The sequence below is a fragment of the Acinetobacter oleivorans DR1 genome (assembly GCF_000196795.1).
In the GTDB taxonomy this organism is placed as follows: Bacteria; Pseudomonadota; Gammaproteobacteria; order Pseudomonadales; family Moraxellaceae; genus Acinetobacter; species Acinetobacter oleivorans.
In genome coordinates, this window is sequence record NC_014259.1 from 1 (window position 1) to 24875 (window position 24875).

General features: G+C 40.7%; 15 protein-coding genes, 2 tRNA genes and 3 rRNA genes. 17 read left to right on the plus strand and 3 right to left on the minus strand.

Features of this window, described 5'->3' with window-relative positions; translation table 11 throughout:
• Positions 1-323: 323 nt before the first annotated feature.
• The 6 genes from dnaA (at position 324) to AOLE_RS00030 (ending at position 8086) form a co-directional block, all read left to right on the plus strand.
• Positions 324-1730 carry a chromosomal replication initiator protein DnaA gene (gene dnaA, locus AOLE_RS00005; RefSeq protein WP_005308372.1) on the plus strand — a complete coding sequence of 469 codons (1407 nt, stop codon included), beginning with the start codon at positions 324-326 and terminating at the stop codon, positions 1728-1730.
• Positions 1731-1827: 97 nt separating this feature from the next.
• A complete protein-coding gene (gene dnaN / locus AOLE_RS00010) occupies positions 1828-2976 on the plus strand; it encodes a DNA polymerase III subunit beta (protein ID WP_005308370.1) in 1149 nt (382 codons plus the stop codon).
• A gap of 14 nt (positions 2977-2990) precedes the next feature.
• On the plus strand, positions 2991-4073 hold the full coding sequence (recF, locus tag AOLE_RS00015; RefSeq protein WP_005308367.1) for a DNA replication/repair protein RecF: 1083 nt from the start codon (positions 2991-2993) through the stop codon (positions 4071-4073).
• A 52-nt stretch (positions 4074-4125) separates the two neighbouring features.
• Positions 4126-6594, plus strand: coding sequence for a DNA topoisomerase (ATP-hydrolyzing) subunit B (gene gyrB, locus AOLE_RS00020; protein ID WP_004795574.1), 2469 nt, complete (start codon positions 4126-4128; stop codon positions 6592-6594).
• A 37-nt stretch (positions 6595-6631) separates the two neighbouring features.
• Positions 6632-7024 carry a cytochrome b562 gene (gene cybC, locus AOLE_RS00025; RefSeq protein WP_005308364.1) on the plus strand — a complete coding sequence of 131 codons (393 nt, stop codon included), beginning with the start codon at positions 6632-6634 and terminating at the stop codon, positions 7022-7024.
• A gap of 135 nt (positions 7025-7159) precedes the next feature.
• Positions 7160-8086: a TolB-like translocation protein gene (locus AOLE_RS00030; RefSeq protein ID WP_013196505.1), complete on the plus strand. Its 927-nt coding sequence runs from the start codon at positions 7160-7162 to the stop codon at positions 8084-8086.
• A 50-nt stretch (positions 8087-8136) separates the two neighbouring features.
• Here AOLE_RS00030 and AOLE_RS00035 read toward each other — a convergent pair whose 3' ends face one another.
• A complete protein-coding gene (locus tag AOLE_RS00035) occupies positions 8137-10068 on the minus strand; it encodes an ATP-binding cassette domain-containing protein (RefSeq protein WP_013196506.1) in 1932 nt (643 codons plus the stop codon).
• Between the two features lie 253 nt (positions 10069-10321).
• On the opposite strand from AOLE_RS00035, the gene AOLE_RS00040 reads away from it, so the two are divergent.
• The 4 genes from AOLE_RS00040 to erpA all read left to right on the plus strand — a co-directional run bounded on the left by AOLE_RS00040 (position 10322) and on the right by erpA (position 14406).
• Positions 10322-11326 carry a putative solute-binding protein gene (locus AOLE_RS00040; RefSeq protein WP_013196507.1) on the plus strand — a complete coding sequence of 335 codons (1005 nt, stop codon included), beginning with the start codon at positions 10322-10324 and terminating at the stop codon, positions 11324-11326.
• Between the two features lie 255 nt (positions 11327-11581).
• The gene (locus AOLE_RS20215) at positions 11582-12589 is read left to right on the plus strand and encodes a putative solute-binding protein (RefSeq protein ID WP_003656045.1); all 1008 of its coding nucleotides are present in this window, start codon (positions 11582-11584) and stop codon (positions 12587-12589) included.
• A gap of 352 nt (positions 12590-12941) precedes the next feature.
• Entirely contained in the window at positions 12942-13946 is a 1005-nt protein-coding gene (locus AOLE_RS00050) for a putative solute-binding protein (RefSeq protein WP_013196508.1), read from the plus strand.
• 124 nt (positions 13947-14070) lie between these two features.
• On the plus strand, positions 14071-14406 hold the full coding sequence (gene erpA, locus AOLE_RS00055) for an iron-sulfur cluster insertion protein ErpA (RefSeq protein ID WP_003656048.1): 336 nt from the start codon (positions 14071-14073) through the stop codon (positions 14404-14406).
• Between the two features lie 59 nt (positions 14407-14465).
• On the opposite strand, the gene AOLE_RS00060 is transcribed toward erpA, so the two are convergent.
• Both AOLE_RS00060 and AOLE_RS00065 read right to left on the minus strand, forming a co-directional pair.
• Positions 14466-15308 carry an alpha/beta fold hydrolase gene (locus AOLE_RS00060; RefSeq protein WP_013196509.1) on the minus strand — a complete coding sequence of 281 codons (843 nt, stop codon included), beginning with the start codon at positions 15306-15308 and terminating at the stop codon, positions 14466-14468.
• Between the two features lie 127 nt (positions 15309-15435).
• Positions 15436-16563: an anhydro-N-acetylmuramic acid kinase gene (locus AOLE_RS00065; protein ID WP_013196510.1), complete on the minus strand. Its 1128-nt coding sequence runs from the start codon at positions 16561-16563 to the stop codon at positions 15436-15438.
• A gap of 61 nt (positions 16564-16624) precedes the next feature.
• Here AOLE_RS00065 and tyrS point away from each other — a divergent pair, with 61 nt between their 5' ends.
• From tyrS to AOLE_RS00105, 7 genes are all read left to right on the plus strand, one after another.
• Positions 16625-17857: a tyrosine--tRNA ligase gene (gene tyrS / locus AOLE_RS00070; protein ID WP_013196511.1), complete on the plus strand. Its 1233-nt coding sequence runs from the start codon at positions 16625-16627 to the stop codon at positions 17855-17857.
• A 908-nt stretch (positions 17858-18765) separates the two neighbouring features.
• A 16S ribosomal RNA gene (locus AOLE_RS00080) occupies positions 18766-20303 on the plus strand.
• 59 nt (positions 20304-20362) lie between these two features.
• A tRNA-Ile gene (locus AOLE_RS00085) sits at positions 20363-20439 on the plus strand.
• Between the two features lie 55 nt (positions 20440-20494).
• A tRNA-Ala gene (locus AOLE_RS00090) sits at positions 20495-20570 on the plus strand.
• 352 nt (positions 20571-20922) lie between these two features.
• Positions 20923-23815 (plus strand): 23S ribosomal RNA (locus AOLE_RS00095).
• A gap of 179 nt (positions 23816-23994) precedes the next feature.
• Positions 23995-24109, plus strand: a 5S ribosomal RNA gene (gene rrf / locus AOLE_RS00100).
• The 16S, 23S and 5S rRNA genes sit together here with 2 tRNA genes alongside, the layout of an rRNA operon.
• Positions 24110-24274: 165 nt before the next feature.
• Positions 24275-24871 carry a glutathione S-transferase family protein gene (locus AOLE_RS00105; protein ID WP_013196512.1) on the plus strand — a complete coding sequence of 199 codons (597 nt, stop codon included), beginning with the start codon at positions 24275-24277 and terminating at the stop codon, positions 24869-24871.
• Positions 24872-24875 lie beyond the last annotated feature (4 nt).

Below are 24875 nucleotides of genomic sequence, written 5' to 3' on the forward strand. Positions count from 1 at the left end.
TTCTTATTAGGAGTGGTTTTTTCTGTGGATTTCGCACTTTTAAATTTAAAAAACATATGTTTGGGTTGTTGATAACTCTGTTTTTATTATATTTATGGATTGTGGATAAGTTTGTGTGATAATTTATCCACAGGTTGTGCAAAAAGTTATACACAAGTGGTTTTGAATTTAAATTTATTCACAAGAGTTTTCTTTTTAGACAAAATCACTCGAATTCGTCATGACAGATGTGGATAACTTGGTTAGAATGGCGACCCCTTCTCATATGGAAGGGTGAATCTTTAGATTGTTTGAATTTAAAAACGCAAAAATAGGGGATACACATGCTTTGGACAGACTGCTTAACTCGCTTGCGACAAGAGCTCTCTGATAACGTCTTTGCGATGTGGATTCGCCCATTAGTTGCTGAAGAAGTAGAAGGGATACTACGTCTCTATGCTCCTAACCCTTATTGGACGCGTTACATTCAAGAGAATCATTTAGAATTAATTTCTATATTGGCTGAGCAGTTGTCAGAAGGGCGTGTCCGTCAGGTTGAGATTTTAGTTGATTCTCGTCCTGGGAGTATTTTGTCATCGAGCGAACAACCAGCAACCACTACAGCTGCTTTGCAAACTGCGCCACCACAAAGTATTAAAGTAAAAAAAGAGCCTGAGTCTGTTTCTAGCCCACATGCGAATAGTGTCGTCAATCCGAAAACATCGAAAAAGAAACTACTGAATCCTCAGTTTACTTTTTCTTTATTTGTTGAAGGGCGTTCGAACCAGATGGCTGCTGAAACATGTAGAAAAGTATTAACTCAATTAGGTGCTTCACAGCATAACCCTTTGTTTTTATACGGTCCTACAGGATTAGGTAAGACGCACTTAATGCAAGCAGTGGGTAATGCTTTATTACAAGCCAAACCAAATGCTCGTGTGATGTATATGACTTCCGAGAGTTTTGTTCAGGATTTTGTGAGTTCTTTACAAAAAGGCAAAGTAGAAGAATTTAAGAAGAACTGCCGTTCTTTGGATTTATTGTTGGTCGATGATATTCATCTCTTAGCGGGTAAAGAGGCGAGTCTAGTTGAGTTCTTCTATACATTTAATGCTTTACTTGATGAATCTAAACAAATTATTTTAACTTCAGACCGTTATCCAAAAGAATTAACAGAGTTAGATCCGCGTTTAGTTTCCCGTTTTTCTTGGGGACTTTCAGTAGGTGTTGAACCACCAGATATTGAAACTCGTATCGAAATTTTATTAAAGAAAGCCGAAAATAGCGGCGTTGATTTACCTCGAAATTGTGCACTATTTATTGCACAACAAGTCGTTGCTAACGTACGTGAACTTGAAGGGGCACTTAATAAAGTCGTTGCAATTTCTCGTTTTAAAGGTGCGCCAATCGATCTTGATGTTGTGCGTGAGTCTTTAAAAGATGTGTTGGCTATCCGTGCACGAACGATTAGTGTAGAAAATATTCAGCGCGTGGTAAGTGAATATTTCCGTATTCCATTAAAAGAATTAGTAGGGCCCAAACGTACGCGAATTTATGCTCGACCACGTCAGTTAGCAATGGGACTTGCTCGTGAATTGACCGGTGATAGTTTTCCAGAAATTGGAATGGCTTTTGGTGGACGCGACCACAGTACTGTGATGCATGCTTGTGAAAAAGTAACCAGTCTGCGCGGAGAAGATCCAATTTTTGACGAAGATTATAAAAATCTACTGCGTCTACTTCAGAGTTAATGAAATAATAAGACATTGTTGCAAAGTCTACGTAAGTGCAGCATAGTACACAGCTAAAAAATGAAATATTTGCTCCAAGTTGCTAGAGGAATGAATCGTGCGTTTGAAAATCGCTAAAGAAAGTTTACTCAATGTTTTATCGCATGTTGTCGGTGCGGTAGAACGTCGTCATACATTGAATATTCTTTCAAACGTCAAAATTCAGACTAATGCTCAGGCGCTCACCATTACTGGTTCCGATTTAGAGGTCGAACTGGTTGCGAGCACTGTTTTAACAGAAGGGGCATGCCTTGAAGCAGGGGAAACCACAGTCCCTGCGCGTAAATTAATGGAAATTTGTAAATCATTGCCTACAGCTGCATTAATTGATTTACAAATTACTGAAGATCAAAGATGTATCTTAAAATCTGGTAATAGCCGTTTCGTATTAGGAACTTTACCAGCAGAAGATTATCCATTATTGACGACTGAAAATAGTCAAGGTACTCAAGTACAGGTAACTCAACGTGAGTTAAAGCGTTTATTTGAAAAAACTGCTTTTGCGATGGCTGTACAAGATGTACGTTTCTATTTAACAGGTACTTTATTGGAAATTGATGAAAATCAATTACGTGCAGTAACAACAGATGGACACCGTTTAGCACTTTGTGAAATTACGGCTTCTTCTACATCATCTCAATTGGTTCAGGCTATTGTACCTCGTAAAGCTGTTGGTGAATTACAGCGCTTATTGAGTATTGAAGATGAACAATTAACATTGTTGATTGGTCGTGAGTTGTTAAATGTAACCATCAATACGCCAAGTCGTGACAAAGAGCAGGGTGATATTACTGTTCGTTTTACAACAAAATTGATCGATGGAAAATTCCCTGATTATCGTCGTGTAATTCCACGTGGTGGCGATAAACATGTATTAATTAGCCATGATGTATTTAAGCAATCATTACAACGTGTTGCAATTTTGAGTAATGAAAAATTGCGTGGCGTTTTCTTGAATTTTAATCAAGATTCTTTACAGCTTCGTGCGAATAATCCTGAGCAAGATGAGGCTATTGAAGATTTAGCTATCCAATATCAAAACGTACCGCTTGAAATGTCATTTAATGCGCAATATTTACTTGAAGTATTGGGTGTACTTGATGGCGATGACGTAAACATGAGTATGAGTGAAGCGAATCAGTCTGTTTTGGTCCAAGACCCAGCACATACTGATCAAACTTATGTAGTTATGCCGATGCGTGTATAATCTGGCTATCTAATATGCATCTTACGCGCTTAAACATTGAACGTGTGCGTAATTTAAAAACGGTTGCACTCCAAGGGTTGCAACCGTTTAATATATTTTATGGCGCTAATGGTTCAGGGAAAACCTCAATTCTGGAAGCAATTCATTTGCTTGCAACTGGACGATCGTTCCGCACTCATATTCCTAAAAACTATATTCAGTATGCTGCCGAAGATGCGATTGTCTTTGCACAGTCTAGTACTGAAAAAATTGGCATGCAAAAGTTAGCCTCTGGTGAGCAGTTGATGAAGGTCAATGGCGATACCGTAGCTACCCAAGGCCAACTTGCTAAATTGCTTCCTTTGCAGCATCTTGATCCACAAAGTACCGACATTATCGACCATGGTGCAAAACCACGACGCCAACTTTTAGATTGGCTGATGTTCCACGTGGAACCTGAATTTTATTTTGCATGGCAATACTATTCGCGGGCTTTAAAACAGCGAAATACGCTACTTAAAACCCGAAGAAATTTGTCGTTGGCTGATTTAGAGCCTTGGAACAAAATGCTGAGTGATTATGGTGAAATTTTGCACTCTCAGCGCTTGGGTATTGTGGAACAATGGAATGTGTTTTTTCAAAATGATTTGAGCCAATTACTCCCTGATCTTGAAATTGAACTGGAATACAGTCCAGGTTTTCATACAGAGCAGGGCCTCATGCAAGACCTACTAAATCAACACCAAAAAGATATCGAAAGACGGTATACCGAATATGGTCCTCATCGTGCAGATTTACGCTTAAAAACCCCGTTTGGACATGCTGATGTGGTTTTATCAAGAGGTCAGAAAAAACTGCTGATTATTGCTTTAAAACTGTCACAAATTGCAATGTTACATGCGAGTAATAAGGAAACTGTGGTATTATTAGATGATCTGACAGCAGAATTAGACTTAACCGCACAACAACGTTTAATTGAACGATTAAGCCAACTTGGTAGCCAGGTTTTTATGACAACTTTAGATCATGCATCGGTAAAAAAACACTTACATGATCTGTCTATTTCATATCAATTATTCAATGTTGAATCCGGTCAAGTTAGTCTTGCTTCACCATAATTTTTTGATGTTAACCATCTTTGAATAAACCTATATTTGCTAGGGAGAAACCATGAGTTCAGAGTCTCAATCAGCCTCTCAAACAGAACAAACCAATGAAAAGGCTTATGATTCCTCTAGTATTAAAGTATTACGTGGATTAGATGCAGTTCGTAAACGTCCGGGTATGTATATTGGGGATACAGACGACGGTACCGGTTTACACCATATGGTATTCGAGGTAGTCGATAACGCAATCGATGAAGCTTTAGCTGGGCATTGTGATGAAATTATTGTCACTATTCATGAAGATGAGTCAGTAAGCGTTTCTGATAATGGCCGTGGTATTCCAACCGATATTCACCCTGAAGAAGGTGTTTCTGCAGCTGAAGTAATTCTTACCATTCTGCACGCAGGTGGTAAGTTTGATGACAACAGCTATAAAGTTTCAGGTGGTTTGCACGGCGTAGGTGTTTCTGTAGTAAACGCACTTTCGCGTAAATTACATTTAATGATTTCTCGCGCTGGTCAAGTGCATGAGCAAGAATATCAACACGGCGATCCACAATATCCATTACGTGTGATTGGTGAAACAGATAAAAGCGGTACAACAGTACGTTTTTGGCCAAGTGCAGAAACTTTTAGCCAAACTATCTTTAACGTAGAAATTCTAGCGCGTCGTTTACGTGAGCTTTCATTCTTGAATGCGGGCGTGCGTATTGTTTTACGTGATGAACGAATTAACCTTGAACATGTGTATGACTACGAAGGTGGCTTATCTGAGTTTGTAAAATATATTAACGAAGGTAAAACTCATCTGAATGAGATTTTCCATTTTACTGCGGATACAGATAACGGCATTGTTGTAGAAGTAGCCTTGCAGTGGAACGAAAGTTATCAAGAAAACGTTCGTTGTTTTACCAATAACATTCCTCAAAAAGATGGTGGTACACATTTAGCAGGTTTCCGTGCAGCGTTGACTCGTGGTCTTAACCAATATCTTGAAAATGAAAATATTATCAAGAAAGAAAAAGTTAATGTAACCGGTGATGACGCGCGTGAAGGTTTAACTGCTATTATTTCGGTAAAAGTACCTGATCCGAAGTTCTCATCTCAAACCAAAGAAAAACTGGTATCGAGTGAAGTAAAACCAGCAGTTGAGCAAGCAATGAACAAAGAGTTCTCTGCTTACTTACTTGAAAACCCGCAAGCTGCAAAATCGATTGCAGGCAAAATTATTGATGCTGCACGTGCACGTGATGCTGCACGTAAAGCACGTGAAATGACGCGTCGTAAAAGCGCGCTTGATATCGCTGGTTTACCAGGTAAATTGGCAGATTGTCAGGAAAAAGATCCAGCACTTTCTGAACTATATCTTGTCGAGGGTGATTCTGCAGGTGGTAGTGCCAAGCAAGGCCGTAACCGTAAAATGCAGGCTATTTTACCTTTGAAAGGTAAAATTCTAAACGTTGAACGTGCTCGCTTTGACAAAATGATTTCTAGTCAGGAAGTAGGTACTTTAATTACTGCGCTTGGTTGTGGTATTGGCCGTGAAGAATATAATCCCGATAAGCTACGCTATCATAAAATCATTATCATGACCGATGCCGACGTTGATGGTTCGCACATTCGTACCTTGTTATTAACGTTCTTCTTCCGTCAAATGCCAGAATTGGTTGAGCGTGGGCATATCTATATTGCGCAGCCACCTTTGTATAAATTGAAAAAAGGTAAGCAGGAACAATACATCAAAGATAATGATGCATTGGAAACTTATTTAATTTCAAATGCGATTGATGAGCTATCTTTGCATACCAATGCTGAAGCGCCTGCTATTACGGGTGAAGCTCTTGCAAAAGTAATTCAAGACTATCAAGTTTCACAAAAGAGCTTACAGCGCTTAACTTTACGTTATCCAGCTAGCTTATTGGATGCTTTACTTGAAGTAGAAGCATTCAAGAGCGATCAAAATCATGATCAGGCTTATGTACAACAATGGGCTGATCAAGTAAAAGCTATCATTACAAGGTTACAGCCAAGTTTACGTCCAGAAATTACACTAGAGTCATTTGAACGTGAAAATGCTCAAGGTGAAAAATCTGCGCATTATTGGCCGCGTATTACAGTATATGTTCATAACTTGCCACATGCATATTTGCTTGATGCAGCTTTATTGAATTCAGCTGAGTATGCACGTTTGCTGAAAAACTCGAAGAGTTGGTTCAGTTTGCTTGAAGATGGTGCTTATTTACAAAAAGGTGATCGCCGTATTCAGGTAGCTAACTTCCATCAAGTTTGGCAGCATATTTTGCAAGATTCGCGTCGCGGTATGATGATTCAGCGCTATAAAGGTCTTGGCGAGATGAACGCTGAACAGCTTTGGGAAACGACAATGGATCCTGAAAACCGTAATATGTTGCAGGTAACTATTGATGATGCGATTGAAGCAGATCGTATGTTCTCTTGCTTGATGGGTGATGATGTGGAACCACGTCGTGCATTCATTGAAGAAAATGCTTTAAATGCGGATATTGATGCTTAATTGATAACACGATTCTAAATCAGTCTAGGGAGAGAAGATGATGGGTCAGAAAGTATTAGCTAGTCTGTTAATCTCATGTGCGTTTTTAGGAAGCTCTGCTGTTTGGGCAGCTGATTTAGAAACAAATATGAAAACTTTAGCTAAGAGCACTAAAGCATTTGCTGAAGCGAAAGATGCTGCTAATGCGAAACAACAACTTGTTGTAATGCGTGAAGCAGCAGTTTCTTCTAAGCAATATTTGCCGCATAAACTCGAAGGTTTACCTTCAGGAAATGTACAGGTAAAAGAGTACCAAGCTGGTTTAGATCAGCTTGTTACTGAGATTGATAAAGTAACTGCATTAGTTGAGCAAGGACAATTAGACCAAGCAAAAACTGAAGCAATCAATTTAGTCAAAATTCGAAATGAAAATCATAAAAAATTTAGATAATTGATTTTTTATGGGAAAGGGCTAATCATCATTAGCCCTTTTTTTGTATCCAGAAAAGCATTTTGTTTAATACCTAAACTATTGGAAGTTATATTCTCTAGGCGGTACTTACTAATAACAATAGGCAATATAATTATGAAAAAGATTTATAAACTCATATTGGGTAGCATTGTTTTTGTCACTAGTGTATTTCAATTGCATGCTGCTACAGTCCCGACCTTTTATGGAAAATTAGTTTTTCATCGTTATAGTGATTATGACGCATGGGACAGTAAGCTTTATCTTTATAACTTCACAACGCAGCAGACTACATTACTGGGCACAAATTGGAAAATCGACCATATGATGAATGGCCATTTTTCCCCAGATGGTAAATGGTTAACTTTTATGGGGGTTAACTCTGGGCAGCATTATGGCGATGCATGGGATGTGTATGCTTGGAAAGTGGGTAGTAGTGAGTTACCCATTAACTTAACTCAGGGAAATAACAAACGCGACGAAGATCCAAAATTCATAGATAACCAACGTATTATTTTTAAACAAAATGGCGATTTAAAAATCGTTAAAATGACGGATCGGACGATTACTTCTGTTACTCAAAATGGTTGGGACATAGAAGAATCGATGCCTTATCCGATGGTGAATACCACCCAAATCTTGTATGCGAAAGGTGCTGGAAATAATTCTAGAGTTTTCAGTATTGATCAGTCGGGTGCCTATGATACACAACTGACCAATATTGCCTCATATTATCCAGTATGGTGGCAAGGCAGTCAGTTTTTATATGTGCGTTGGTATAGCTCAACAAATGCCCATGATCAGATCTATCTCTATGATATAGCTAATAAACAAACCACACGTTTGCCATTTAACAGCATTAATTATGATACTTCAGATCCAGCACCTTTAGATCAGCGTTACATGGTGGTGTCTCTTGCCGGACAAACAGGCAGTCGAGGCGGTTATGATCTATATATCGCAGATAGCCAATCAAGCAATGTTTGGCCTTTACCTGTAAATAGCAATTTAAATGAATTAGGGGCTTTTTATACCCCTTATTAATTAATAAAAAAGCCGATTAAGAAATCGGCTTTTTTATTTTAGAAAACAGATTAATCAAAAGAAGCTTCCATTTCTTCTAACTCCATCATGAGTTCTAAAAGCTGCTCTTCGTGTTGCTCAAGTTTAGCCTTCAGCTCAGTCTGTTCATTCATAAGTTTGAGTAAATCGTCTTTACGTGCAGCCTCATATAGAGATGTGTCTGCTAGAGATTCTTCAATTTTGGCAAGCTGCGGTTGAAGCTTCTCAATTTGAGACTCAACTTTTTCAATGTTTTTACGAATAGGTCGAGTTTGTTCACGACGGCGAGCTGCTTCTTTACGCTGTGCTTCTTTATCAACTTTAGCTGGGGCGGCAGCAGTGGTTGAGGACGAATTATTTTGAGCCACAGCAGTTTGAGCATTGATAAGTTGCTGACGTGCTTCACGTAGCCATTTTGCATAATCCTGTAAATCACCTTCGAATTCGGTACATTTACCGCCGTGTACTAAAAGAAGCTCGTCACAAACACTTGCAATGAGTTGACGTTCGTGGGAAACCAGTACAACAGCACCCTCAAAGTCTTGTAATGCCATGCTCAGTGAATGACGCATATCTAGATCTAAATGGTTCGTCGGTTCATCGAGAATTAAAACGTTTGGACGCTGCCATACAATGAGTGCGAGGGCTAAACGGGCGCGCTCTCCACCAGAAAAGGTTTCACATGGCGTATCCATGCGTTCACCACTAAAGCCAAAACTACCTAAGAAAGAACGTAGGGTGGCTTCACTAATTTTTTTATCTGCTATACGAGCAAGCTGTAACATTGGAGTAGCATGCCCATCTAAAGCATCCATTTGGTGCTGCGCAAAATAACCAATGTTAAGCAGTTCGGAAGCTTTACGTTCACCCGCTAAGAGTGGTAAATCACCAACTAAGCTCTTAATCAATGTTGATTTACCTGCGCCGTTCATACCAAGTAAACCAATACGTGAGGTTGGTGTAATTTGTAATCTGATTTTTTCGGCTATTTGTTTATCACCATAACCAATGCTGGCATTGTCTAAAGTCAGCAAAGGAGAACTCATTTTGGTGGGTTCACGGAAACTAAACGTAAACGGCGTATCTACATGAGCAGGTGCAAGTTGCTGCATGCGCTCAAGTTGTTTAATGCGACTCTGCGCCTGACGAGCTTTAGTCGCTTTTGCTTTAAAACGGTCAATAAACTTTTGTAGGTGAGCGCGCGTTTCTTCTTGTTTCTCAAAAGCTTGTTGTTGTTGGGCAAGACGTTCACTACGCGTAGTTTCAAATGTAGAGTAGTTTCCGGTGTAAAGCGTGAGTTCCTGATTTTCGATGTGAAGAATATGATCAGTAATCGCATCTAAAAAGTCGCGGTCATGTGAAATGAGGATGAGTGTACCTTCATAGGCTTTAAGCCAATCTTCTAACCACAGAATTGCATCCAAGTCTAAATGGTTGGTTGGTTCATCTAGTAATAATAAATCTGAACGACTCATAAGGGTACGCGCCAAATTTAAGCGCATACGCCATCCACCTGAGAAACTCTCAACGTTTAAACGTAATTGATTTTCTAGAAAACCAAGACCAGCCATGAGTTGGGCTGCTTTTGATGGCGCTGAATAACCATGAATTTCATCAAAGCGGCCATGCAATTTAGCCAATTCAAAATCAGTCAGTTGATCTGGTTGAGCAAGCTTATTTTGAATATCCCAAAATTCTTCATCACCCGAAAGAACAAAATCAATTGCAGGCATATCTAAGGCTTTTATTTCTTGAGCCATATGCGCTACAGTCCAGCCTGTAGGACGAGTAAGTGAACCTTCATCGGCACCTAAACTTCCAAGTAATGCAGCAAATAATGTTGACTTACCTGCACCATTTACACCAGTTAGACCAATCTTCCAACCTGGGTGTAATTGCATAGACGCTTTTTGAAATAGAACACGTCCACCGCGGCGTAAAGAAACTTGGTCAAATTGAATCATCTTATTGTATCGAGGTGAGTTAGGGATGCTGTATTTTAAAGAGAACTGCCGATGAAAACAAAACTTTCCGGATTTTAGTGAGTAGCTGTTAATAATTACATATATCAAGACATTCTAAATTTCGCTATTCATCCGAAATTCTCAAAATATTGAACAAGATAGAACACATTTAAAAAAATATGGCTAAAATAAAAACAGTTTAAATTTTGGTTGATTAATGAGCTACTAATAAAACTAGACTAAGGAAAGTCAAATGAAAAAAAGATTGGGGATAATTGGCGCAGCATTTTGCTGTGCTATAGGGACAGCACATGCGGGACAAAATGTGTGTGTGTTTGATTTATTAGGAAAGTCAGGTGAATCCTATAAACTGATGGAAGAATGGGCGCTTGCAGCGAAAGAGTGGCAAGCTGATATCACTTTAATTCCATTTCAAGATGAAGCTTTGGTTGACCGTAGGTTGCGTGAAGGCAAGTGTGATGCCGCTTATATGACTTCCATGCGGGCGAGAAATTACAATAAATTTGCAGGTTCGATTGATGCGATTGGTGGAGTAACCAGTAATGCCATTGCCCAAAAAGCAATTAGCTACGTTTTAGATAAGCGTAATAAACATCGTATGGTAACTGCACAAAATGGAGCCAATTACGAAGTCGTCGGGATTGTTCAGATTGGATTGGCTTATTTATTTGTAAGAGATAAAAACCTGAATTCAATTGAAAAAGTACGCGGTACTAAATTTGCTATTTTGCAATATGACGCAGCACAGAAAATTATGGTGGAAAGTGTTGGAGCGCAGCCCATTCCATCAGAAATTACCGATTTTGTGAAAAAGTTTAATAGTGGACAAGTCGATGCAATTGCTGCACCAGCTTATGCTTATAAACCTTTAGAGATTGGTAAAGGGGTGGGAGAGAAAGGGGCAATGTTTACTTTCCCTGTGGTTAACGTTACGGGAGATTTAGTTGCTCGAAGTGATAAGTTCCCCGCAGATTTCGGTATAAAGTCACGTGCTTGGTTTCTACAGCAATTACCTCAGAACTTTGCCATGATAAAACGGCTAGAAATGGGCGTACCATCAAAAATTAAAATGAATTTTTCAGTCGAAGACAAAATTAAATATCAAAAAATTTTACGTGATGGTCGCCTCAGCTTAACAAAACAAGGGGTATACGATGCAACAATGATGAGTGTGCTGAAGCGTGCTCGCTGTACGGTTGAAAGAACTAATTTTGAATGTACCCTTAATGGAGAATAGTTTATTTTTTAAACACAAAAACGCTACATATATTTCAAAGCTGAATATGGGTATGAAAATTGTGAATATAAAAAGTAACTTACGGAAACTTAGTGATTTTTACCACTAATAAATAATTTAAATTGAACAAACAATGGTTCAATGAGATAAAAATATTTGAGTAAAAGCTCTATTTTTTTCTAAAAAACATGATTAATATCTGTCTTTGAAAGGAAACTTCAAACAAAAAATCTGTTCCGTGGAAGGATGAAGAAAATGAAAAAAATCGTACTTGCTATGGCTGCCGCTTCTGTTGTTGGTTTTTCTGCTTCAGCGCAAGCAGCGAGTACCGTATGTGTATTCGACCTCTTAGGAAAAGCAGGCGACTCATATAAAATGATGGAAGAATGGGCTCTAGCTGCAAAAGGCTGGGGTACTGAAATTAACTTGGTTCCTCGTCAGGACGAGGCTGTTGCTGATAATGATTTTAAAGCAGGCAAATGTGATGCTGTAGCAATGACAGCAATGCGTGCACGCCAATATAACAAATTCGCAGGATCTATCGACTCACTCGGTGGTGTTCCAAATAACCAAATCGCTCAACGTGCAATTACTTATGTATTAGATGCGCGTAATGCAGCTAAAATGACCACTAATATGGGTGGTAAAAAATATGAAGTTGCTGGTATTTCTCCGCTAGGTTCAGCATTCATTTTCGTACGTGACAAAAACATCAACTCTGTTGAAAAAGCTGCGGGTAAAAAATTCGCCGTGTTAGGTTATGACGATGCACAAAAAATTATGGTGCAACGCGTAGGCGCTCAAGCGGTTCTTTCTGATATTTCAAACTTTGCCGCGAAATTTAACAATGGTCAGGTAGATATGGTAGGTGCACCTGCTTATGCTTACAAACCATTAGAGTTAAATAAAGGTTTAGGTGCAAACGGTGTAATGTGGAACTTCCCTGTATTACACGTTACAGCAGATCTAGTATTACGTTCTGATAAATTCCCAGCTGGTTTTGGTCAAAAATCTCGTGACTGGTTCGTTAAACAGTTACCTAAGAACTTTGCAATGATCAACCGTTTAGAAGCGCAAATTCCTGGCAAATACAAAATGAACTTAAGTGCAGAAGACAAACTTAAGTATCAAAAAATGTTGCGTGATGGTCGTATGGACTTAACTAAACGTGGTGTTTACGATGCAGGAATGATGTCTGTATTGAAAAAAGCACGTTGTTCTGTAGACAAGGCTAACTTTGAATGTTCAATGCCTGGTGAATAATCTTAATTTCTTTCAGAAAGCCTAGACTTAGTTCTAGGCTTTTTGTTTTATATGTGCTGTCAATTCTGCCATTGTGGTTAGTTAGAAAGACGTTAAGCTAAATTTAGATAAAAACTTCATAAGGAAACATGAAGGTATAAAAATGGATCAAGGACTTGAGTGATTAAAATAATTGCTAATAGATAGGTCAATCGCTATCTATTTTTCATGGAAATAAAATCATAAAAGCAAATAGGGTCTATGCCAATATTCCATCATGATTTTTATATGAGGCCTATCCGCTTCATACCTGATTGGTGTGAAATTTCTTGGTATCGAAAAACAAAAACTCCACAAGGAAAGGAAAAAGAATATGCAATTTTCCAAAATGTTATTACTTGCGATGGGACTTACAACAGTTTCTTTTGCAGCTCAGGCTAAACAAACAGTATGTGTTTTTGACTTCGTTGGTAAAAATGGCGATGTCTATGCATTAATGAAGGATTATCAACTTGCCGCTAAAAACTGGGGAGCTGATATCGAACTTAAAGTAAACCAAAACGAAGCCGTGATTGCTGAAGATTTTAAAGCAGGCAAATGTGATGGTATTAGTGTGTCAGGGATGCGTGGCCGTCAATTTAACTCATTTACTGGATCATTAGACGCGATAGGGGCCATTCCTGACCTCAAGCTTGCTGTAAAAATAATGCAAGGTTTAGCGAGTCCAACTTTTAGTAAATATATGGTTAATGGTCGCTATGAGGTTGTCGGTGTTATTCCAGTTGGTGATGCTTACCTTCTAGTAAACGATCGCAGCATCAATACAGTAGCGAAAGCCGCAGGTAAGAAAATTGCTGTTCTTGACTATGATGAAGCACAAAAAATTATGGTTCAGCAGGTAGGAGCACAGGCTGTTAGTGCTGACGTCACAAATTTTGGCGCGAAATTTAATAACCATCAAGTTGATATTATTGGTGCACCAGCAGCAGCATTTAAACCATTAGAGCTACAAAAAGGTTTAGGAACAAAAGGTGCGATCGTGAACTATCCGATCTTACAGGTCACAGGAAATATTATTATCCGTCCTGATAAGTTCCCAGCTGGTTTTGGTCAGAAATCTAGAGAATGGGTTTCAGGTCAGCTACCACGTGCTTTTACTATCTTGGGTAAAATGAAAGCTGATATTCCGCAAAAATACTGGATGGATGTTCCAGCAGCTGATAAACCAGGCTACCAAAAGCTTATGCGGGAGTCTCGAATTAACCTTACACAACGTGGTGTATACGATAAACGTATGATGAAACTACTGTGGCAATTCCGTTGTAAGCAAGATGCTAAAAACTTCGAATGTGGCTTACAGGACGAGAATTACAAATAATCTTGATAAAAATACTCAAGATTCGCTTTAAACTTCGAAGACAGACCCTATATTGATTATGCTATACTCAATATAGGGTCTTTTTTATTTTGAAAGGCACAGCAAAATCCGAGGAACAATCATCATGAATGCCCAAGCTCTAGTTTTGACAGATAATGCTGCCAATAAGGTACGCCAACTCCGTGATAGTGAAGGGAATGACGATCTCATGTTACGTGTATATGTAACAGGAGGCGGGTGTTCAGGGTTTTCGTATGGCTTCAATTTTGCTGAAAGCGTAAATGAAGATGATGCAGAATTCGTAAATGGCGATGTAAAAATGCTTGTTGATTCACTTAGCTATCAATATTTAATTGGCTCAGTGGTTGACTATGTAGAAGGTCTTGAAGGCTCACGTTTTATTATCCAAAACCCAAATGCAACAACAACATGTGGTTGTGGTTCTTCTTTCTCGATTTAAAAAAATTTTAAAATTAAAAAAACCTCTCTATTTTGAGAGGTTTTTTATTGGTCAGATCATTATTTTTTACGGACAGATTCTAAAAAATATTGTACCAGTTCAGGAGCATTCTGATATGGAATCCAATGAGATGCATCCATAAAAACTGCCTCATAACTATTTTTAAAATAATGTGAGTTTAGCTCGGCACTTTTTTCTGTAACGGCAATATCATGTTTGCCCCAAATAAAGAGAGTAGGGACATCTATGGCTTTAAACGGATTTTGAGGCTTGTCCCAAAAAAAGCCACGATACCAATTCAACGCCGTAGTTAATCTATTTTCTTCTATAAATTCAGCCTCAAATATCTCAATTTGCTGTTCAGTCATGCCTGTTGACTTAAGAAATTTCCGGCCCAATTTAGGTATCTTTTTAAATAAAAGTTCGGGCAGAATTGGTAGCTGAAAAATTGCAAAATAATAAGATTTAAAAAGTTGTCTGCTGCTTAAACAAGCTTTTAAAAAAGCAGCTTGGTGAGGCACAGAAACTAAAGTCAGATGCTGAATATATTGTGGATACTTCATCGCAACGCCCGAAGCGATTGCCGAGCCCCAGTCGTGCCCAATTAAATAAACTGGCTGACCAAGCTGCTCAATTAAACTTGTCACATCCTCTATAAGTTCACTCAGTGAATATTGAAATCGGCTTTGAGGCCTAGCATTTAAACTATAACCACGTTGATGAATCGCAAGCGTTCTAAATTGATGCTGATGCAATAATTCAGAGGTTTGCTCCCAACTATGAGCAGTTTCTGGAAAACCATGCAATAAAACAACGAGTGGACTATCTATAGGGCCTGAATCAATTACATCGAATGTCCAAGCCCCACGTGTGTATTGAGAAATACGTTTGGTCAGATCCATACAAATATGCCTTAAATTATTTTTGTCGGCATTTATCATGAGTTTTTATGCTCATTTAAATAACAGCATTTCGGGTCAGTAAATGTGTTATGAGGTCGAATCTGACCAATCAATCAATAAGTAGTTTTTATACTACTGTGATTGTACCTAGAATTCTGAAATCCGAAGCACCTGTTACCGCGGGCAAATTACCACTTAAACCATTTACAAAGCGCATTGCTAACCATGCAAATGCTGTAGCCTCAACCCAAGTAGGGGAGAGCCCTAAAACATCTGTAGGTTGAACAGACCAATTGTGCTTACGAAGACGCCAGCGTAATTGTTCTAATAAATAAGAGTTATAAGCACCACCACCACATACATATACTTCACCTGTTTCCATCTCAGAACGATAAATCGCTTTTTGAATGGCACGCACAGTAAGCTTTAATAAGGTGGCTTGGATGTTTTCAGGGGTATCTTCTAACTCATCGTAAGTTAAATCATTTCTCCAATCGATTAACTGATCATCTAACCAGTCAATATTAAAGTCTTCACGTCCTGTGCTCTTAGGCGGCTCTTTAGAAAAATATTCATGCGCATGAAGACGGTCGAGTAAAGAGCGAATAGGATGACCATAGGCAGCCCAATCGCCATTTTCATCATATGGATGACCTGTATGGCGATGACACCAAGCATCCATCAAAATATTTGCAGGGCCTGTATCAAAACCAAAGACGCCATCAGCATTATTGGCAGGCAACATACTCACATTGGCAATACCACCCAAATTCAAAATCACACGATGAATACTTGGATGTTGAAATAATGCTTGATGGAAAGCCGGAACCAATGGTGCGCCTTGACCACCTGCTGCCATATCTCTACGACGGAAATCTGAAACAACCTGAATCTGAGTAATTTCAGTAATGATGTTGGGATCACCAATTTGTAAAGTAAATCCATGTTCTGGGCGATGACGAATGGTTTGCCCATGTGAGCCAATTGCTTTAATTTGACTACGATCTAACTGATTTTTTTCAATGAGAGTATTAATGCCATGACCAATCATTTTGGCTAGAGCAACATCAGCTTTACCCATGCGGTCAATTTCATTGTCATCAGGCAAAGTTAACGCCATAAGCTCATCACGTAACTCGGGTTCAAATGGAACTGTAAGAGTGGCATGAAGTTGTAGTGGCTCAAATGAAGCCGCAACAATATCCACACCATCCATACTAGTGCCAGTCATTACGCCGATATAGATTGCGCTCATATGCAACTTCCCCTGCAAGACGCTGAAAAAATGTTAGTATATCGCACAAATTGAATAACTGATGTGTTTAGGTTTTGTGATGTCAAATTTCTTGCCCGCCGAAGAACAGCTTGCCCTCATCCAACGAGGCACGCACGAAATTATTTCAGAAGAAGATTTACTGAAAAAGCTCAAAGAGAATCGTCCTCTTAAAATTAAAGCTGGTTTCGACCCTACAGCGCCAGATTTACATTTAGGACATACGGTTCTTATTAATAAATTAAAAACCTTCCAAGATTTGGGCCATGAAGTTACCTTCTTAATTGGTGACTATACAGCGATGATCGGTGACCCAACTGGTAAAAGTGCAACTCGTCCGCCGTTGTCACGTGAACAAGTGGAAGCCAACGCTAAAACTTATCAAGAACAAGTTTTCAAAATATTAGACCCGAATAAAACAAAAGTACGTTTTAACTCAGAATGGTTTAATCAAAAATCTGCTGCTGACCTTATTCAGCTAGCAAGTCAGCAAACTGTATCTCGTATGTTAGAGCGTGATGACTTTACTAAGCGCTATAGCAATCATCAGCCAATTGCAATTCATGAGTTTTTATATCCTTTAGTTCAAGGTTATGACTCCATTGCGCTTGAAGCTGACGTTGAGTTAGGTGGTACAGACCAGACCTTTAACTTACTTATGGGTCGTACTTTACAAAGTCGTTATGGCCAAGAATCGCAAGTGTGTATCACTGTACCGATTCTAGAAGGTTTAGATGGCGTAAATAAAATGTCTAAATCTTTAGGTAACTATATTGGTGTATTTGATACACCAGGGGCAATGTACCAAAAAGTTTTATCAATGCCAGACTCTTTAATTGAACGCTATTTCGATTTATTAAGTTTTAAATCTCTAGATGAGATCAAAGCTTTATTAGAAGAAATTGCTGCTGGTCGTAATCCACAAGAAGTAAAGCGTATTCTTGCACTTGAGCTAGTTGAGCGCTTCCATGATGCAGAAGCTGCCGCTAATGCACATAAAAGTGCTGGCAACCTTATTACAGAAGGTGAAGTACCAGAAGACACCCCAGAGGTGACTATTTCGCGTGGTGAGTTTGGTGGAGAAATCTTTATTGCCACAATTCTACGTGTAGCTGGATTAAATCCGAATGCTGCAGCTGCAAAAGATGCAGTAGCTCGCGGTGCAGTAAAAGTTGACTGGAATGCTGTTGATGCTGGTTTCTCTGTAAAAGAAAACGGTACTTTCATTATTCAGTCAGGTAAAAAAGCAATTGCACGTGTAACGTTCACTGACTAAGAATGTTCTGTAGTGATAAAAAGCAGGAGTAATCCTGCTTTTTTTATTTAAGGATTAAAAAAACAATTCAACGTTCCACGTGGAACAATTTATAGATCAGTAATAATGAAAAGTAATCAAAGCAAATAACAAGATAGAGCGAAATATAGCTTGAGAGTAGAGTATTTGCTCTAATATTCCTTTGGAATCTTTGGAATCTTTGGAATCTTTGGAATCTTTGGAATCTTTGGAATCTTTGGAATCTTTGGAATCTTTGGAATCTTTGGAATCTTTGGAATCTTTGGAATCTTTGGAATCTTTGGAATCTTTGGAATAGAGAATGCTATATATACCTCTAACGACTATATAAGAATAAGAAGACATCAAAAATCTAAGATGAACTGTATTTTCCTAAAAATAAAATTAATAAAAGTGGCGAAAATGCCTAAAAAAAAGCCATATATATCACTTTTTTTGCAAAATAGTAGAAAAAAACGGCACTCAATAGAAAAAGGCTGAAATACCCCTTGCAAAGGGATGTTAATCCTCTATAATGCACATCCATCGGCGGTGATGCAGATAATAACTTGTTGAAAAACAGTTACTTGGAATTAAGTTGGTTGCTTTAAGTGATAAATTTGATGAGAAGTTGGTTTTGAGAATAAGTTTTAAAAATATCGAAATTACCTGTTGACTTTTAAGAGATTAAGAGTAATATAGCCGACCTAGCTTGCTGGTGACGAACCAGGAAGAAGATCATTAAGAGAATTGAAGAACAACTTGTGTGGATTTTTACTGATTGATTAATCGAAATATTATCATTGATTGATTGGTTTAAATTACTCGAAGTTTATTTGAGCGAAATTTAAGTCAGAAAATTGATGAGCCAGAATTGGCACCTTGTCTTTAATAAGGTGCAAAATGATTTTTAACTGAAGAGTTTGATCATGGCTCAGATTGAACGCTGGCGGCAGGCTTAACACATGCAAGTCGAGCGGAGAGAGGTAGCTTGCTACTGATCTTAGCGGCGGACGGGTGAGTAATGCTTAGGAATCTGCCTATTAGTGGGGGACAACATTTCGAAAGGAATGCTAATACCGCATACGTCCTACGGGAGAAAGCAGGGGATCTTCGGACCTTGCGCTAATAGATGAGCCTAAGTCGGATTAGCTAGTTGGTGGGGTAAAGGCCTACCAAGGCGACGATCTGTAGCGGGTCTGAGAGGATGATCCGCCACACTGGGACTGAGACACGGCCCAGACTCCTACGGGAGGCAGCAGTGGGGAATATTGGACAATGGGCGGAAGCCTGATCCAGCCATGCCGCGTGTGTGAAGAAGGCCTTATGGTTGTAAAGCACTTTAAGCGAGGAGGAGGCTACTTTAGTTAATACCTAGAGATAGTGGACGTTACTCGCAGAATAAGCACCGGCTAACTCTGTGCCAGCAGCCGCGGTAATACAGAGGGTGCAAGCGTTAATCGGATTTACTGGGCGTAAAGCGCGCGTAGGCGGCTAATTAAGTCAAATGTGAAATCCCCGAGCTTAACTTGGGAATTGCATTCGATACTGGTTAGCTAGAGTGTGGGAGAGGATGGTAGAATTCCAGGTGTAGCGGTGAAATGCGTAGAGATCTGGAGGAATACCGATGGCGAAGGCAGCCATCTGGCCTAACACTGACGCTGAGGTGCGAAAGCATGGGGAGCAAACAGGATTAGATACCCTGGTAGTCCATGCCGTAAACGATGTCTACTAGCCGTTGGGGCCTTTGAGGCTTTAGTGGCGCAGCTAACGCGATAAGTAGACCGCCTGGGGAGTACGGTCGCAAGACTAAAACTCAAATGAATTGACGGGGGCCCGCACAAGCGGTGGAGCATGTGGTTTAATTCGATGCAACGCGAAGAACCTTACCTGGCCTTGACATAGTAAGAACTTTCCAGAGATGGATTGGTGCCTTCGGGAACTTACATACAGGTGCTGCATGGCTGTCGTCAGCTCGTGTCGTGAGATGTTGGGTTAAGTCCCGCAACGAGCGCAACCCTTTTCCTTATTTGCCAGCGAGTAATGTCGGGAACTTTAAGGATACTGCCAGTGACAAACTGGAGGAAGGCGGGGACGACGTCAAGTCATCATGGCCCTTACGGCCAGGGCTACACACGTGCTACAATGGTCGGTACAAAGGGTTGCTACCTAGCGATAGGATGCTAATCTCAAAAAGCCGATCGTAGTCCGGATTGGAGTCTGCAACTCGACTCCATGAAGTCGGAATCGCTAGTAATCGCGGATCAGAATGCCGCGGTGAATACGTTCCCGGGCCTTGTACACACCGCCCGTCACACCATGGGAGTTTGTTGCACCAGAAGTAGCTAGCCTAACTGCAAAGAGGGCGGTTACCACGGTGTGGCCGATGACTGGGGTGAAGTCGTAACAAGGTAGCCGTAGGGGAACCTGCGGCTGGATCACCTCCTTAACGAAAGATTGACGATTGGTAAGAATCCACAACAAGTTGTTCTTCATAGATGTATCTGAGGGTCTGTAGCTCAGTTGGTTAGAGCACACGCTTGATAAGCGTGGGGTCACAAGTTCAAGTCTTGTCAGACCCACCATGACTTTGACTGGTTGAAGTTATAGATAAAAGATACATGACTGATGATGTAAGCTGGGGACTTAGCTTAGTTGGTAGAGCGCCTGCTTTGCACGCAGGAGGTCAGGAGTTCGACTCTCCTAGTCTCCACCAGAACTTAAGAGAAGTTCGGATTACAGAAATTAGTAAATAGAGATTTAGATCTTAGTTTATTAACTTCTGTGATTTAAGTATCACGGTATTAAGCATGACCTGACGAAGGCGTGTTTATTCATTAACAGATTGGCAAAATTGAGTCTGAAATAAATTGTTCACTCAAGAGTTTAGATTAAGCAATTAATCTAGATGAATTGAGAACTAGCAAATTAACTGAATCAAGCGTTTTGGTATATGAATTTAGATTGAAGCTGTACAGTGTTTAAATACACAGGCAACAGATAGTAGCGATGAAGAATCGCACGGACAACACTCACTTGTAAGTGTTGACGACTGTTTGGGGTTGTATAGTCAAGTAATTAAGTGCATGTGGTGGATGCCTTGGCAGTCAGAGGCGATGAAAGACGTAATAGCCTGCGATAAGCTCCGGGGAGGCGGCAAATATCCTTTGATCCGGAGATTTCTGAATGGGGGAACCCACCTACTTTAAGGTAGGTATTGCAACATGAATACATAGTGTTGCAAGGCGAACGAGGGGAAGTGAAACATCTCAGTACCCTTAGGAAAAGAAATCAATTGAGATTCCCTTAGTAGCGGCGAGCGAACGGGGATCAGCCCATTAAGTTATGTGTGTTTTAGTGGAACGCTCTGGGAAGTGCGAACGTAGAGGGTGATATTCCCGTACACGAAAGGGCACACATAATGATGACGAGTAGGGCGAGGCACGTGAAACCTTGTCTGAATATGGGGGGACCATCCTCCAAGGCTAAATACTCCTGACTGACCGATAGTGAACCAGTACCGTGAGGGAAAGGCGAAAAGAACCCCTGTGAGGGGAGTGAAATAGATCCTGAAACCGCATGCATACAAGCAGTGGGAGCCGACTTGTTCGGTGACTGCGTACCTTTTGTATAATGGGTCAGCGACTTATATTCAGTAGCGAGGTTAACCGTATAGGGGAGCCGTAGAGAAATCGAGTCTTAATAGGGCGTTTAGTTGCTGGGTATAGACCCGAAACCAGGCGATCTATCCATGAGCAGGTTGAAGGTTGGGTAACACTAACTGGAGGACCGAACCCACTGTCGTTGAAAAGCCAGGGGATGACTTGTGGATAGGGGTGAAAGGCTAATCAAGCCTGGTGATAGCTGGTTCTCCCCGAAAGCTATTTAGGTAGCGCCTCGGACGAATACCATAGGGGGTAGAGCACTGTTTCGGCTAGGGGGTCATCCCGACTTACCAAACCGATGCAAACTCCGAATACCTATGAGTACTATCCGGGAGACAGACTGCGGGTGCTAACGTCCGTAGTCAAGAGGAAAACAATCCAGACCGCCAGCTAAGGCCCCAAAATCATAGTTAAGTGGGAAACGATGTGGGAAGGCATAGACAGCTAGGAGGTTGGCTTAGAAGCAGCCACCCTTTAAAGAAAGCGTAATAGCTCACTAGTCGAGTCGGCCTGCGCGGAAGATGTAACGGGGCTAAAACTATGTGCCGAAGCTGCGGATTTGACTTTTAGTCAAGTGGTAGGGGAGCGTTCTGTAAGCCGATGAAGGTGTATTGAGAAGTATGCTGGAGGTATCAGAAGTGCGAATGCTGACGTGAGTAACGACAAAACGGGTGAAAAACCCGTTCGCCGAAAGACCAAGGGTTCCAGTCCAACGTTAATCGGGGCTGGGTGAGTCGACCCCTAAGGCGAGGCCGAAAGGCGTAGTCGATGGGAAATTGGTTAATATTCCAATACTTCTGTGTAATGCGATGAGAGGACGGAGAAGGTTAAGTCAGCCTGGCGTTGGTTGTCCAGGTGGAAGGAAGTAGGCATGCATCTTAGGCAAATCCGGGGTGCTCTATGCTGAGATCTGATAGCAAGCTGTACTTGTACAGCGAAGTGGCTGATACCATGCTTCCAGGAAAAGTCTCTAAGCTTCAGTTACACAGGAATCGTACCCGAAACCGACACAGGTGGTCAGGTCGAGTAGACCAAGGCGCTTGAGAGAACTCTGCTGAAGGAACTAGGCAAAATGGTACCGTAACTTCGGGAGAAGGTACGCTGCTGACGGTGATGACCCTTGCGGTCTGAGCTATTGGCAGCCACAGAAACCAGGCCGCTGCAACTGTTTATTAAAAACATAGCACTCTGCAAACACGAAAGTGGACGTATAGGGTGTGATGCCTGCCCGGTGCTGGAAGGTTAATTGATGGGGTTAGCGTAAGCGAAGCTCTTGATCGAAGCCCCAGTAAACGGCGGCCGTAACTATAACGGTCCTAAGGTAGCGAAATTCCTTGTCGGGTAAGTTCCGACCTGCACGAATGGCATAATGATGGCGGCGCTGTCTCCAGCAGAGGCTCAGTGAAATCGAAATCGCTGTGAAGATGCAGTGTACCCGCGGCTAGACGGAAAGACCCCGTGAACCTTTACTGCAGCTTGACATTGAACTTTGACCTTACTTGTGTAGGATAGGTGGGAGGCTTTGAAGTTGGAACGCTAGTTCCAATGGAGCCGTCCTTGAAATACCACCCTGGTAATGTTGAGGTTCTAACTCTGCCCCGTAATCCGGGGCGAGGACCATGTCTGGTGGGTAGTTTGACTGGGGCGGTCTCCTCCTAAAGAGTAACGGAGGAGTACGAAGGTGCGCTCAGCGTGGTCGGAAATCACGCGTAGAGTATAAAGGCAAAAGCGCGCTTAACTGCGAGACCCACAAGTCGAGCAGGTACGAAAGTAGGTCTTAGTGATCCGGTGGTTCTGTATGGAAGGGCCATCGCTCAACGGATAAAAGGTACTCTGGGGATAACAGGCTGATACCGCCCAAGAGTTCATATCGACGGCGGTGTTTGGCACCTCGATGTCGGCTCATCTCATCCTGGGGCTGAAGCAGGTCCCAAGGGTATGGCTGTTCGCCATTTAAAGAGGTACGCGAGCTGGGTTTAGAACGTCGTGAGACAGTTCGGTCCCTATCTACCGTGGGCGCTGGAAATTTGAGAGGATCTGCTCCTAGTACGAGAGGACCAGAGTGGACGAACCTCTGGTGTACCGGTTGTGACGCCAGTCGCATCGCCGGGTAGCTATGTTCGGAAGGGATAACCGCTGAAAGCATCTAAGCGGGAAGCCTACCTCAAGATAAGATTTCCCTAGGACTTTATGTCCTCTAAAGAGCCGTTCGAGACTAGGACGTTGATAGGTTGGATGTGGAAGCATAGTGATATGTGAAGCTGACCAATACTAATTGCTCGTGAGGCTTGACTATACAACACCCAAGCAGTTGTATATAAAGCATCAATCGATTCATTAATATGCAAAGCAACTTGATTTAGTTATACGCTTAGCTAAAATGAACAAATAAAGTAAGATTCAATCAGCCCATCTGTAAAGATTTGGAAAACGCATCGGCACATTAAGACCAATGCAAGTATCCATACCAGTTGTGCTGGCGACCATAGCAAGAGTGAACCACCTGATCCCTTCCCGAACTCAGAAGTGAAACCTCTTAGCGCTGATGGTAGTGTGGGGTTTCCCATGTGAGAGTAAGTCATCGCCAGCTCATTATTCTAACACCCCGGTCTCGAAAGAAACCGGGGTGTTCTTTTGCATGCGCGAGAATTGAATTGATTGAGAAAAAATAAAACTGAAAATATTATGAAAGATTCATGCTATAAATAATAAGAAAATTACATACTTAAATATGAATAATAAGGGAAAAGCATCTATGATAATTTATGGTGATGTAGGTTCGGGTAATTGTTATAAGATTAAACTATTACTTTCCTTATTAAATATTAAACATAGATGGGTCCACATTGATATTTTAAAAAAAGACACTCAAACAGCAGATTTTTTATTCTTAAATCCTAATGGAAAAATACCTGTACTGGTTCTAGATGATGGCCGTGTTTTAAGTGAATCTAACGCTATTTTAGGCTATCTGGCGGAGGGGACAGAGTTTATTGCTACAGATTCCTATACGAAAGCAAAAATGTATCAGTGGATGTTCTTTGAACAGTATAGTCATGAACCATTTATTGCAGTTGCTCGGTTTATTAATAAATATTTAGGGTTACCACCAGAAAGAATAGAGGAATATCATAATTTACAACCGAAAGGTCATAAAGCACTATCTATTATGGATAAAGTTTTAGTAGAGCATGACTATCTTATTGGAAATCAATTAACTATTGCTGATATTGCCCTATATGCATACACGCATGTCGCGGAGGAAGGTGGTTTTGATTTGGAGCTATATCCAAATATTCAAGCGTGGTGCCAAAGAATTCGAAAATATTCAGGTTATGTAGGTATGGGCTAATTAA